A 12334-nucleotide genomic window follows, 5' to 3' on the forward strand; every position below is an offset into this window, starting at 1 on the left:
AAGCCACTCAGGCCCCCGGACGAGGCTCGCCGTACCCGGACAGCGACAAGACGGCGTCAGGAGTGATCGGTATGGCATGGATAATTCTGGTGGTCTCCGGTGTCCTGGAGGCCGTCTGGGCAACAGCGCTGGGCAAATCCGAAGGGCTAAGCAAACTGGGCCCTTCGGTTGTGTTTGTCGTTGGGCTGATACTAAGCATGGCCGGGCTCGCCTGGGCAATGAGAACGCTGCCCGTCGGCACCTCATACGCGGTATGGGTCGGAATCGGAGCGGTGTTAACTGTTGCGTACGCAATGATTTTTGATGGCGAACCGGCATCGGTCGTCAAGGTCCTGCTACTGCTGGGAATCGTCGGCTGCGTTATCGGCCTAAAAGTTATTCACTAACGGGCATAGAAAAAGCAGCCCCGGTCCGGAGCTGCTTTTTCTATTTGGTGGGCGATACTGGGATCGAACCAGTGACCTCTTCCGTGTCAGGGAAGCGCGCTACCGCTGCGCCAATCGCCCATAATGCATACCGAGGTGGGGACGGGATTCGAACCCGCGTACGCGGCTTTGCAGGCCGCTGCCTCGCCTCTCGGCCACCCCACCGTGTACGTAATAACCTCTGAATTGAAGTTCTTCAATCACCGAAACCGATTACGCCCAACAGTGACCTGCGAGCGGACGACGGGATTCGAACCCGCGACCCTCACCTTGGCAAGGTGATGCTCTACCACTGAGCCACGTCCGCATGGGGAACACATACGAAATCCGCATAAAATCCGGGGGATTCGAAGCGATGTTTTCTTCGTGTTCCTGCGAGTAAAAACTCTATAGGACGAGTTCCTATTCATCAAATCGGGCTTCCGAATGCCTTATTTTCGGGGTTTCCACGCAGATTCCATTCGATTTTGGTTCTGCTGGTCGTGTTCCGATAGCATTTAGAGCATCGGCGGAATGTCAGGCTATTGGCTGGCGTTCTCCGCTCTCCCGCAAGGGGGCGATTGGCGCAGTGGTAGCGCGCTTCGTTCACACCGAAGAGGTCACTGGTTCGAACCCAGTATCGCCCACCAAAGAAAGGCCTGGTCAGAGGCACATTGAGGGGTCAGAGACAGGCCGCGTGCAACAGTCGTGCAACTCAAACACAGCCCTTAGGGCTGGTATCCAGGTCCTCATCAGCGAGCTGGACCGCAACGGAAATCCCCGGCGTATGGTCTCCGTAAAAGAGCTTCAAAGGTTGCTCGAAGCCACTAAATAAGGCCGGTATTTTTGTCGTTATTGCACGATAGTTGCACGCCGGGGTAACCGGACTAAACAGCAGTAGACCCCCGGGGCACTTTGGACAGTTGCCGGGGGTCTACCTGTTCTGGCGCTGGGAGTCAATCAGTCCGACTGGAACCTTGACTTCCCATCGTTCCCCGTCCGGCCAGCTTCGTAAGACCGGGGGGTGACGTTGACGCCAAATCTTTATCCCACTCTCAGCGTCGCCTCGTAGTGGTGCAGCCGTCCGTTGACGATCCACGGTTCCACATCGCCTTGTACCGAGAGACTGCGCCCGCGCCACTTGACCTGTCCGGTGGGGGTGAGCAGGTCCCCGCCGTATGAGCCCATCATCATCCGGTAGTAGGCCGTCAGCGGGGGCGCGCCGTACTTCACGGACTCGCTGGAGCTGACCGGGTTCACCTGCGCCGGAAAGGGGCCGGAATCCACGGTGGGCAACGGATTACCTTTGGCGTCCCTGCCGCCTCCGGTGACGACGATGACCTTGTCCTTGTAGATCATCGTGCGGTCTTCCGGTACCGATTGAGGACGAAAGTTTCAGCCAATGTCCAGCCGGTGAAGGCTCCCTTCACACTGACCTCCCCGGCCCGGATATCCAACTGTTCAGGGTTGGCGATCAGCCGGGCCGTCGCCGTCGTGATGACGGCGGCAACATCATCGGCGGGCACTCCCCCGGTGAAACCTTTGCCGCGGGTGTATGCCTGCGCCATAGCCGTGACGATCAGGATGTGTTGGTCAGCCATTGCCACAAGCTCGGGGTTGTAACCCTGACCGAGGAAGTCGGCTACCCGCTTCCCAGGGGAGTCAGGTAAAGGCTCCGGTGTAGGTTCGGGGTCCGGTGTAGGTTCGGGGGTTACTTCCACGACGGTTGCCGTGGATTCGCTACTACTGGCGGCGGCTGTCCAGGCGTAGGCCGTCGTGGCGGTGTCCGGGGTGTCGCCGTCGAAGATGCCCAATGAATCCGGTGCTGCCATGACTGACGCCCTGACGCCGGTCACGTCGAACGTGCCCGTTGTGAGGTTGTAGAGCCGTAGCAGGTAGGGACCGCTGGCCGGGGCCGTAATGGTGGCCGTCACGGTGCTGTATGCGGAGCTGGAGGCCGGGAACAGCATTTCAACACTGTTCCCCGTCGTCGGGTTCGGGTTGATCTGCCCCGTTGTGGAGACCAGTCCTACAAACATTTTCGGCGCGGTGTTGAACAGTTTGCCCTCAACCCAAACAGTGACCTTCTCGCCGGCGGCCAACGTCACTTCCGTGTGCGGCGCGGTGTTCGGTACGCCGGACGTGTTGCCCGTCGTGACGTGCAGGCCGGACATGGGGTTGCCTGCCGCGTCGGTGCCTGCCACTTTGGCGAGGAAACCGCCCTTGATACTCCAGACGGCCGTGGCGGCCCCGTCAGTGAAACGGGGCCGCCTTACCAGGTTGGTTGTCACCACTGGATTAGACCACCGGGGCGGCGGTTAGGATGACGACGCCCTCAGGGTGGAGCAGGCCGAGGTCGTAGCGGGTGACGACGCGGATAGCCTGCTGATCGTATTCAGCGAACCGCTCCGAGAGGACAGTCACCGAGGGGGCGATATCGCGGACGACGGCGACCTGTGACATATCCGCCAGGACCGCTTTACCGGCGGCCAGCTTATTGGTCACGGTGACAGGGATACCGAACAGCCGGTACGTGGTGCCCGTCGTGATATCGGATTCGAGCAGGTACTTGCCCGAAGTGTCCTTGAGCTTGCGGATAGTGAAGAAATCAGCACCGGACATAAGCCAACGGTTCGGGGTGACTTCCGCAGCAGCAGCGAGGGCCAGTGCGTCGAGGAACGAATCCGCGTCCGTAGCACCCAGGACAGCGGCCTGTGTGCCCGCCTGCTTAGTGATGCCGGTAACGGTTTTCAGTGTCCCGTCGCCGATCAGCAGGGCCGTGTCGAGCTTGTCGGCCACGTCCTTGACGATGCGGGCCTTGAGGACAGCATCCAGACCGATATTGGATTGGCGGGCCATTTCGTTGCTGAACTTGGTCAGCGCCTTGATGGACTTACGGTCGGAGGGCATGAGGTTTATTTCACCGAACGTAACTTCAGAGTCCGGGATCAGCTCATTCTCAGCGACCCATGACGGATCAGTGGACCCGGTGAGGGTGGGGATTTTCAGCGGCTCGGAGGAATCGAAGATGCGGGGGCCGGATGCGAGGACCACGGAAGCGGCCTCTAGTGGCTGGACGAGAATAGAGGCGACCTGCTCCTGTATGAGGGTCTGGCCGCTGACGGTATCGAGGGTCATGATATGTGGCTCCTAAAGACGGTGAATGGTGTTTTCACGTCTGGAGCCTGTCCAGCAACGCTAGAGGGAGCCAGTCCCTACCCTTTATGGTAGCCGATACCGGCGGTACTAGGTAGATATTCAAGATTCCTTGAATAACGAATCTGTCAATAGCGTGACATGTCGGTAATGGACAAGGGGCTATTACCGGATTCGGTAATGGGCAACTGTGTCCTTGAAGGCCACGGTTGGTCGCTCCCACGCGTGCGCGGGCGCAAACTTGAAGCCCGCCGAATTTTGCGAGTTCGCAAAATCGCTCCCACGCGTGCGCGGGCGCAAGCCGAAAACCACGGTAGTGCATCACACTACCGTGGTCGCTCCCACGTCAGTTGTGGAGTTGAAGACCACACCTGCCGGCCCTTCGAGAGGGCCGAACCTGGTTCAGGTGTCGCCGGAAGCGACAGGTGCCCGCGGGCGTTGCCGCTCAAAGTTCGGAATTTCCGAACTTTCATCTAGCGTCGCGTAATCCCGAGCTTTTGGCTTGATCTCGATCTCCATGGCATCTCGATCTTTTCGGTCTTGCCGCCGCTCAAAGTGCGGAAATTCCGCACTTTCATCTAGCACACGATGGCGTGGGGTTTCTTCTTTGGTCCCTCTGGCTTCTCCCGCTTGCCGTCCGGGTCCATCTGGTCCGCGATTCGTTCCAGTGCCTTGCGTATCGCGTGAATGTCATTTTCAAGATTCATCATCTTCCCCTTAGTTCGCTCGTGACCGGAGGATTCCGGCGAGGTCTACGCTACTGGTGGAACCGGATGTTCCCTGCCCTACGTCGCCGCGTGGCTTCCTGTTGGCAAGGTGTGGTTTGCGGGCCAGTAGCTCATCCACAGCCGCCGTGAGCGTTTCGGCGTCCTCCAGGTGGCCCGGATCGTATGGCAGGTCGGTAGGGTCCGCCAGGCGCCCCGTAGCGGTCACCAGGGCCGTGTGGAGCCGTGCGGCGAGGTCGTCGGCGGTCTTGGCCTTCACGCGGTTGTCGGCGTTTTCCTTCCGCAGCTTTTCGACGTATTCACGCGGGAAGGTTTCCGGCTCGGTCTCTTCCTCCGTGGTTTCTTCCTGCTCCGGTTCGGCTGGTTCAGGTGTACGGTTCCGTACACCTTGCAGATCATCGGTGGTCTCTTCGGTGGTCTCTTCGGTTTCGGTGCTCATGCTGCATCTACTTTCTGTCCGTGGCCTGCTGTAGCGCGGGCCAGTCGTCTGGTGTATTTCGTGGATTCGATGTTGCTGGAGACGGTGGGGATGGGGGTGCACGCGCAGCCCTTATGTGTTGGCATCCGGTGTTCCTTGGGCCAGACCCGGCCTTCCCGCCACCACCAGTTACAGAGCTGGCAGGCGTCACCCTCCATGGACCGTACCCATCCGGTTGTCAACGGGCTTGCGGCGATGCCTTCGGAGAATTGCCGGGCCGCTGCCTCCATCGGCTCCGTCTTAGCGATCCTCTCCAGCTGCATCACCGTGTCCTTTTGTGATTCGGTGATCGTGAACATGGCCCTTGCCAGCCGCTCAATATCGTCAGCGGCGGTGACTGTGATGGCGCCGGGAACAACAACCTGCCCGGTAGCGGCGGTGAGGAAACCGGAGAGGGCAAGTTCCGCCGTGGCGCGGCCCTGCTGATTAGCCAGGGCCACAGTCTGCGCGGCAAGGTCTAGGAAGTCCGCCACGGTGATACGCCCATCCAGGACTGCCTCCCACAGCTGGAGGATGATCTTCCCCGTCCTCAGGCCAAGAGCTTTGATGAGATCCTCGTAGCTCATCCCAGCAGTCCTTTCAGGTCAGTTCCGGCGAGGTCCAGGGCCTCCGTGCGCCTCGCTTCGCGGATCGTGCGGATTTCATCGTCCGTGTATCCGAGCCGGTCCAACACCGTGGATGCCGGGAGCAGGCCGGCGGTGAACAGTTTCACGGCGGCGTCGGCTTCCTGCGCTATGGACCGGGTGGATGTGTCGGCCCACTTCACGCGTACGTCGATGCCCAGTGGGTCCAGCCCGGTGCGGACAGCGATCATGAGCCGGGCCACGTCCTCCCATCCCCGCCCGAACTGTGCCTGGCGGGCGTCGGCACGCGCCGCGAGGGACGACTCCGAGGCGCGCATCGAATCCGCAGAGGTGGGGGCGTCCGTGAGCGTCCCAAGGTAATGCGCGGGCAGGGCGGACACGGCCATGATCTGCCCCAGCAGGACGCGGGTGGAAGCCTCATAGGCTGACAGGTCAGCCGCCGGGAGTTGCCCGAACTTCGTTTCCGGTGCCTCCGAAACCATCATCCGGCGGTCTTCGGAAATCGGATTGACCGAGTTGCCGTCCTCGTCCTCCTCAAGTTCCAGGCCGGTTGCCCAGCGCCGGGGGCGTGCGAAGTACTCGGAACTGACCAGCATGTCGGCCAGCAGCTTATTCAAGGCGTCCACCAGCGGGATCAGGTCCTGCATTTCGGAGACCCCGTCATCGAGGAGCCGGTCACTGTTCTGCAACGCGACCACCGGGGGGATGCCCAAGGGGTTTTCGACTACTTCCACTGTGGCGAACTGCCCGAATGTTGCCGCTCCAACATTGTTGGCCCGCAGCCGGGTGATCGTGTCCGCCTCATAGAGCACGGCTTCGGTGGTCTTATCGGTCTCCCACCGTTTCACCGCCGCGACGATACGCCGGGTGCCAGGGTCACGGAGTACAGCGACCTGACGGGCGGACTCCACGGACACGTGGGGTTCCCCGGCGGCATTCGCCCAAACAATCACGTAGCTGGTACCCAAGGTGAGGGCTTCGCGGTGCGCGACGTTGGCGAGCTGGTCCATGTCGTTGCTCAACCAGTCCTGCCACAGTTCGGCATCCGGGACGCCGTTACGTTGGAAGCCGGTAACCCTCAGCCGCTCCGCGAGGGCCGTAACCGACAGGCGCGGGATGTTGGAGCACATCCGCCCGAACCGGGAGCCCAGAGCCGTCCTGGCCTCCGGTGCGAGGAACGCCAGGGCTTGCTCCCCGGCATAATACTTATCCAACAGTGTGTAGCGGGCCGCGGGTGCGTCCAACTTCTGCAACAGAGTGTTCAACAGCTCATTCATATTTTCTCCTTAGAAAGCCGCAACACGGCGGCGTTTAGTGGTGTTGGTGTGGAATTGGGCGCGGTCCACGGCGGCAATCGTCGCCACGGCGGCGTCAATCTTTTTCCTGGAAACGCGCTTGTCTTTCGTAATGACCGTCCCTTGCGGTGTCACCTGAGCCACGCAGTTCGTGAAGTGCGTCATCAAACGGGTGTCCCCGTCATGGCTGATACCCTCCGTGGCGATGAGCTGATACATGCGGTCCGTTGCCGGCCCCATCCGGGTACGCCGGGACGTGTCCCATTCAAGGATTCTTTTAGGCCCGTACTTGGCTGCCCACTGCTCCATTTCGGAGCGCCATCCCCACGGATCGCAGGCCATATCAACGACGTCGAACGACTCGAAAGCCATCTCGACGTGTGCGCTGACTTCCTCCCGCGGTACGCGCCATTTCGTGTCGCCGGGATTCTCCCAGACACCGATGACGAAAACGTAGGGGTCCGGTTCGACCGTGCAAGCAATCAACGCCGTACTGTCGCCACTGCTGGAGCCGTCGAATCCAAGCGTGATCCGGGTCCGGTCCGGGACGGTGCGCGCATAGTCGGCCAGGGCCTCGAACTGTCCGAACTCCAGCCAAGAATCCACGCCCTTGGACCAGAGGCCCATCCGCAACTGCCGGAACGCCGGTTCCCGCAACGTCTTGCGCGCCGCCAGCAACCCATCCTCAGACAGGAACGGCTTAGCGCAGACCATCGCCGGGTTACCGGCCCGCCAGGCGTGGCGGTCATCCGAACCAGCACCCTCAGGGGAAGCGAACTCGAGGAGGAAAAATGCCGGGTCCTCCCCAGACCTTCCCAGCTTGACCAGGTCCCACATGATTGAATCCTCAGACGTGCCCGGCGTCGAAATGGCCAGCGTCAACGATTGCGGCCGCTTGCCCGATGCTGAGGTGATTGCCTCCCACACTTCGCGGGTGACGACGTGCAGCTCGTCAACGACGATGAGGGTTGCATCCCAGGAGTTCAGGGCGTCAGGTTCAGCAGGTAGCGGCGTCAGCGTGGAATCCGTATGTGGAACATAAACGCGGTCACTGAACACCTGCACACGCTCCGCAAGCTCAGGATTTAGGGCGATCATGCGCTTAGCCTGATTCACCGTCACATTCGCCTGCCGCTGATCCGACGCGACTACCAGGACCTCCGCCGAAAACTGGCCGACAAACATCTCAGCAACCGCCAGCATTGCCGCCAGACTCGTTTTTCCGTTACCTCTCGGGCAAGAGACGACGCCATTACGAATACCAGCCGCAAAAGCTCCCCGGATGATCGCCTGCTGAAAGTCCTGCAGCTCCACAGGATCACCGGCACCATGCCCACGCGGGACGATCAGATACTCGTGAACGAACCGTATACGCCGCTCTGCCGCGTCCGCAGGGTAGGAACTGAAATCCAGTGGCTCAGCCGTAATCGCGGCCTTAGGACCGGCTACCACGGCTCCACCAGCCCATGTCCAGGAATAACCGCCGGACTGTTATTGAAACTTTGCCTTCGGCGCGGGATCGGGCGCGGATCGCTTACCCCTTCTCCCCCCTTTGTCAAGTGGCGTCCGGATGGTGAGACGGGGGCAGGCTGCTCCGGCCTTTCTTCGCTGGTGCGTTGTCCGGATCCGGGCCGTGCCTGTCCGGCGAGGACATTGCAGTCACCACAGAGCACCCTCACGTCCTGCAAGCGGATGGGTTTCCCGGCGGCTTTCCGTTCCCACGCGGCTGGGGTGTGGTCGGTTTGGAGGTTGCTGGTAGCACCACACCAGAGGCAGAACGGTTGCAGTCGGCGTGCCCGTTCGGAGAGGTCCCTCCAGGCGGTGTCATACTCCGCTGCCTTGCGCTTGGCGTTGGGCTTCGGTGCTGGCTTGGGTCGGTGCTCAGCACACCGTTGCTTATCACTGAGTTCGTTGCAGTCGATGCAGGGTTTGAGGGTGCTCATTGTTCTTGCCCTGCGAGGTCGTGGATGACTGAGGACAGGACGGCTTGGCCAACGTCGGACCGCAGCTCATCCCCGAGCTGGTCGTAGACGGAGAGGATGGCGAAGATCAGCGGTACCACTCTGCCCGCATCCATGCTCTCGGTGAGGATCGCATTGATGCCCTCATTGTCGGTTTTGCCGTAGTGGATGATGAGGGACGCGGCCCGGCGGTGGTCGGCGGACAGGTCTTGGATACTTTGCTTGCTCATGATGCTTCCTTTGCTTGGATTTTGTTGCAGTCTTCGCAGAGGTCGGGCCTCGGCGTGACCGGGTGGGACTGGCAGGGATTATGTTGTGCTGGAGGGATGGATTTCTTTTTAGGTGAATCCTGTTTTTCACCTAAGTTGAAGCCGGGTAGTTCTTCGTGTTTTATTTCAGGTGTCGGGTTACACCCGACTACCTGAAAAGAATTAACATCGGTACCGATCTCTACCGATCCACCGATGTTGACTGAATGGTAGAAAAATCCGCCTCCTCTGCCGGTGTTTTTTTCGGCCCGGATGAGTCCTTGCCGGAGTGCTTCGTCGATGGCTTTGGCGGTGTCTTTGTCGTCGCCGGGGATCGCGGTTTTGATCCCGGTCTTGGAGGTTCCGGGCGAGGTTTTGAGGAAGTCGAGGACGGCATGGACTTTCCCCGCCGTCCTGGTGTCTTTCCGGTTCCCGCCTCCGATGCTCAGGCGCCGGGTTGTTCCGTCGTAGTTGAGCAGCGTCTCGGGCACGTCCACGTCCCTGCCGATGGCTTTGAAGTAGCGCGGCGATATCGGTTCCTCTGATTCGTCGTCCCGGATGAGTGTCCACATGGCGTCGTTGCTGGCAAGTAGTGCTGAGTCGCCGCGGGCGCGTTCCTGCCCGTGCCCTGTGTGGTGGACGATCAGCGATTCGGTGGCGAACATTTCGGACATGAATTCATCCCATGCGGTGAGGAATTTTCCTGCTTCCCGGTTCTCATCCAGACCGAGCGCGTCGAGGACCGGGCGGAGGTTGTCGAGGATGACAACTTCGGAGCCCTCAATTTTCCGTGCCCATTTGGTTCTCGTCGCTGGGTCGAGGATGTTGAACGCTGAGAGTTGGCCGCGCAGGCACAGCACTTCGATCAGGTGCTGGTTTTTGATGCCCTGGTCGTCGAGCCACGCACCGAGCTGCCGTTCGGTCATTTCGGTGTCGATGAGCAGGACCCCGTTCTCGTGCACGTATTGGGCGTCGGCCAACAGCGGCTGATATCTGCCGAGGAAGGGGTCTCCATCGACGAGGGAGCGGAGCAGGTTGCCGATGAGGGTTGTTTTCCCTGCCTTGTATGCGGCGGAGCAGAGGACGCGCCCGTTGACGGGCCAGAGGCCTTCGATCCGCCATGCCTCCTCTTGGTTGGCGGCGTTGGCGATGAACGCATCGAGCGGAATGGGTGTCGGCGGGGTGAATTGTCCGGCCTGTTCGGCGGCAATGATTTGTTTGGCCGCGTCGCGGTTGCGGATATCCTGCGCCTTGTTGGCTATGTCGCCCTTGTTGACGATCGCCGCGTATTCGTCGGGACTGATACCGGGTATGGCGTCGCCGGTTTCGAGGGCGGTGAGTATCCAGTCCGCGATCTGTTCGAGTGTCGCCTCAGGTAGGGAGTCCTTGCCGGACGCTTGGGAAGCCTGGGAGACCATTTGACCGTGAGTGTCGTGGTATTGCTTGGCCGCCTCGGCGCTGAGCTGGTCGCGGCGCTTGTCCAGGGTGGCGCGGCGGGCGCTGGCGTAGCCGGCGGTCACGAGATCACGTCATGGGTTATGCTGGGGGTGGATCGCCTGCCCGGATGATCTTTTGCCGCCTGGTTCCCCGCCGGGCGGCTTCTCTTTTCCGTGTTCATGCGCTGGCTGCAGGGATGGCGCTGAACAGGTTGTCGAGTTCATCGAGGTTGACGCGGATGATGCGGGGTCCGACGCGGTAGCCGGTGAGGCGTCCGTCGGTGATGTAGCGGCGGAGTGTGCGTGTGGAGATGTGCGCGTAGTCGGCGGCTTCGGTCAGGGAAGCGTACCTTGGCGGTGTTCTTTTGGTGGGCATTGGAGCCTCCGGGACAGTGTGTTTCTACTGTCGCGGCTCCAAGGGAGTTGGACTGGTCCGGACCCTGCCTGCCCTTGTGATGCGAATTGGTGCCTTCACAACATGCGGTTCTTGGTTTCCCCTTGTTTCGCCGTCGGACTCGGCTGCAAGGCTACCTGTTGTGACATAGAATACCACACGTGTAATTTACGTGCGTGTCGTTATCCTTTGGCGAGTTCAGATAGACGGGCGGCTATCGCCTTGTCCCTGCCGTCGGCGGCGTGCTGATAGCGTAGTGCGGCCTGCGGGGTGGAGTGCCCGAGCCTTGCCATCAGCTCGGCGAGGGTGGCACCGGTGGACGCCGCCAGGACGGCTCCGGTGTGCCGGAGGTCGTGCCATCTAAGGTCATCCCTCCCTGCAGCCTTACGGGCCTTATAAAACGACTTGTAGAGGGTCGCCGGTGCCAGGTGCCCGCCGGTGACCGTGGGGAAGAGCAGGCCGTCCCGGCCCGGTGCGGCGAACCTGGCGCGGTGATCCTCCAGGAACGTACTCAGGTGCGGCGGAATGTTCACGTCCCGGATACCGGCCTCGGACTTCGGCCTGCCGATGACCACAGCGCCGTTGACTCTGACGACGCCGCGGCGAACGTGGAGCACATTGTTTTTCAGGTCCATGTCCGCCCGCCGCAATTCGGTCAGTTCACCGAAGCGGAGTCCACACCACGCGGCCAGCAATGTTAGTGCCCGGTATTTATCCGGCATCGCCGCAACCAGCTCGGTGATCTGCTCAACGGTCGCGGGTTTGATCCGGTGTACCCTTTTGGCGTTCCCCGCGCCGCGGATATGGCACGGATTCGCGGCGATGAGTTCATCCTCGACGGCCCCGGCGAGGATGGTTCTCAGGAGGCCGTACGCGTGGCTGCGAAGCGTCGGCGTGGACGTTCCCATGGTGGAGTGCCATTCGCGTACAAACGGGCCTGTGATGGCCTTGAGCGGGACCGTGGCGAACGTGGGCAGAATCCGGGTTTGCAGCAGCCAGTTGTAGTGCGCTCTGGTCCGCGGCGCGAGGGTCCGCTCTCTTAGCCAGGTGTCCGCGTAATCCCCGAAAGTCCGAGCTGTTTTCCTAACCGGACGCGGCGTCCATTCGTCGTTTTGGATTTTCCGGCGGACGCCTGCGAGCCACCCTTCCGCATCTTCGCGGGTTTCGAAAGTGGAGGGTGCAGTGTGCTTGGTGAGGTCCGGTCCGGTGTAGGTGGCCTGGAACCGTTTGGAGGGTAGTTTTCGGATCGCTCCGAAGCTTCGGCGGTGGCGTTTTGGCATCAGCTTTTCCCCTTATTCGTGCAACTATCGTGCAATAAGATTGCCATTTTGTGACCGCTTGTGTCCAGACGTGTCAGGCGATACTGTGTGATGAAGGCGCAGGTCAGCAGCGGTTTAGCCGCAGAAATCCGGGGAAGTGGAAAACATGCCAAAATCAGATTCGAACCCAGTATCGCCCACCCACTTGATTCTTATGCTGCGGGACGGCGGATTCAGCGCCGGAGTTAGATAACCGCCCGCGCAAATTGACACCCGCTCTCCGGTGCCCTGTATTGGTTGCCTTAGGCCCTTGTCTTATGCCTGCAGCGGGACAAAGATTGGACGCACCATTGGCGAGGACTTTTCATCGAAAAGTCCGGCATACCTGTGTGCT

The 12334-nt window shown here is 60.9% G+C and carries 13 protein-coding genes, 4 tRNA genes and 1 riboswitch; of the genes, 2 read left to right on the forward strand and 15 right to left on the reverse strand.

Annotated features, from left to right (window positions below; translation table 11 throughout):
- A riboswitch (guanidine-III (ykkC-III) riboswitch) is annotated at positions 1-60 on the forward strand.
- 11 nt (positions 61-71) lie between these two features.
- Entirely contained in the window at positions 72-386 is a 315-nt protein-coding gene (locus Y707_RS0102470; protein ID WP_026533904.1) for a DMT family transporter, read from the forward strand.
- Positions 387-431: 45 nt separating this feature from the next.
- Here the strand turns inward: Y707_RS0102470 and Y707_RS0102475 are convergent.
- From Y707_RS0102475 to Y707_RS0102485, 3 genes are all read right to left on the reverse strand, one after another.
- Positions 432-506 (reverse strand) — tRNA-Val (locus tag Y707_RS0102475).
- Between the two features lie 13 nt (positions 507-519).
- Positions 520-590, reverse strand: a tRNA-Cys gene (locus tag Y707_RS0102480).
- 70 nt (positions 591-660) lie between these two features.
- Positions 661-732 (reverse strand) — tRNA-Gly (locus tag Y707_RS0102485).
- Between the two features lie 247 nt (positions 733-979).
- Here Y707_RS0102485 and Y707_RS0102490 point away from each other — a divergent pair.
- Positions 980-1054 (forward strand) — tRNA-Val (locus Y707_RS0102490).
- 394 nt (positions 1055-1448) lie between these two features.
- On the opposite strand, the gene Y707_RS0102495 is transcribed toward Y707_RS0102490, so the two are convergent.
- The 12 genes from Y707_RS0102495 to Y707_RS0102550 form a co-directional block, all read right to left on the reverse strand.
- Positions 1449-1763 carry a hypothetical protein gene (locus Y707_RS0102495; protein ID WP_026533905.1) on the reverse strand — a complete coding sequence of 105 codons (315 nt, stop codon included), beginning with the start codon at positions 1761-1763 and terminating at the stop codon, positions 1449-1451.
- Complete coding sequence (locus tag Y707_RS32060) at positions 1760-2695, reverse strand: hypothetical protein (RefSeq protein ID WP_216699190.1); 936 nt, start codon at positions 2693-2695, stop codon at positions 1760-1762. Before Y707_RS32060 ends, Y707_RS0102495 begins: the two co-directional genes overlap by 4 nt.
- Before the next feature lie 7 nt (positions 2696-2702).
- Positions 2703-3542 (reverse strand): phage major capsid protein, encoded by an 840-nt coding sequence (locus Y707_RS0102505; RefSeq protein WP_026533906.1) that lies wholly within the window; start codon positions 3540-3542, stop codon positions 2703-2705.
- Positions 3543-4138: 596 nt separating this feature from the next.
- Complete coding sequence (locus Y707_RS33110) at positions 4139-4270, reverse strand: hypothetical protein (protein WP_275451184.1); 132 nt, start codon at positions 4268-4270, stop codon at positions 4139-4141.
- A 7-nt stretch (positions 4271-4277) separates the two neighbouring features.
- Positions 4278-4724 (reverse strand): hypothetical protein, encoded by a 447-nt coding sequence (locus tag Y707_RS0102515; RefSeq protein ID WP_026533907.1) that lies wholly within the window; start codon positions 4722-4724, stop codon positions 4278-4280.
- Positions 4721-5329, reverse strand: a complete 609-nt coding sequence (locus tag Y707_RS28740; RefSeq protein WP_051441572.1) for a VG15 protein — start codon at positions 5327-5329, stop codon at positions 4721-4723. Before Y707_RS28740 ends, Y707_RS0102515 begins: the two co-directional genes overlap by 4 nt.
- Positions 5326-6624, reverse strand: a complete 1299-nt coding sequence (locus tag Y707_RS0102525) for a phage portal protein (RefSeq protein ID WP_026533908.1) — start codon at positions 6622-6624, stop codon at positions 5326-5328. Before Y707_RS0102525 ends, Y707_RS28740 begins: the two co-directional genes overlap by 4 nt.
- A gap of 9 nt (positions 6625-6633) precedes the next feature.
- Positions 6634-8094 carry a terminase large subunit domain-containing protein gene (locus Y707_RS0102530; RefSeq protein ID WP_026533909.1) on the reverse strand — a complete coding sequence of 487 codons (1461 nt, stop codon included), beginning with the start codon at positions 8092-8094 and terminating at the stop codon, positions 6634-6636.
- 487 nt (positions 8095-8581) lie between these two features.
- A complete protein-coding gene (locus tag Y707_RS0102535) occupies positions 8582-8833 on the reverse strand; it encodes a hypothetical protein (RefSeq protein ID WP_035780025.1) in 252 nt (83 codons plus the stop codon).
- The gene (locus Y707_RS0102540; protein WP_026533911.1) at positions 8830-10371 is read right to left on the reverse strand and encodes an AAA family ATPase; all 1542 of its coding nucleotides are present in this window, start codon (positions 10369-10371) and stop codon (positions 8830-8832) included. Before Y707_RS0102540 ends, Y707_RS0102535 begins: the two co-directional genes overlap by 4 nt.
- A gap of 94 nt (positions 10372-10465) precedes the next feature.
- Positions 10466-10663, reverse strand: coding sequence for a helix-turn-helix domain-containing protein (locus Y707_RS0102545; protein WP_026533912.1), 198 nt, complete (start codon positions 10661-10663; stop codon positions 10466-10468).
- A 200-nt stretch (positions 10664-10863) separates the two neighbouring features.
- Positions 10864-11961, reverse strand: coding sequence for a tyrosine-type recombinase/integrase (locus Y707_RS0102550; RefSeq protein WP_035780026.1), 1098 nt, complete (start codon positions 11959-11961; stop codon positions 10864-10866).
- Positions 11962-12334: the final 373 nt, after the last annotated feature.

Origin of the sequence: Arthrobacter sp. H14 (assembly GCF_000520495.1) — a bacterium.
Taxonomy (GTDB): domain Bacteria; phylum Actinomycetota; class Actinomycetes; order Actinomycetales; family Micrococcaceae; genus Arthrobacter_C.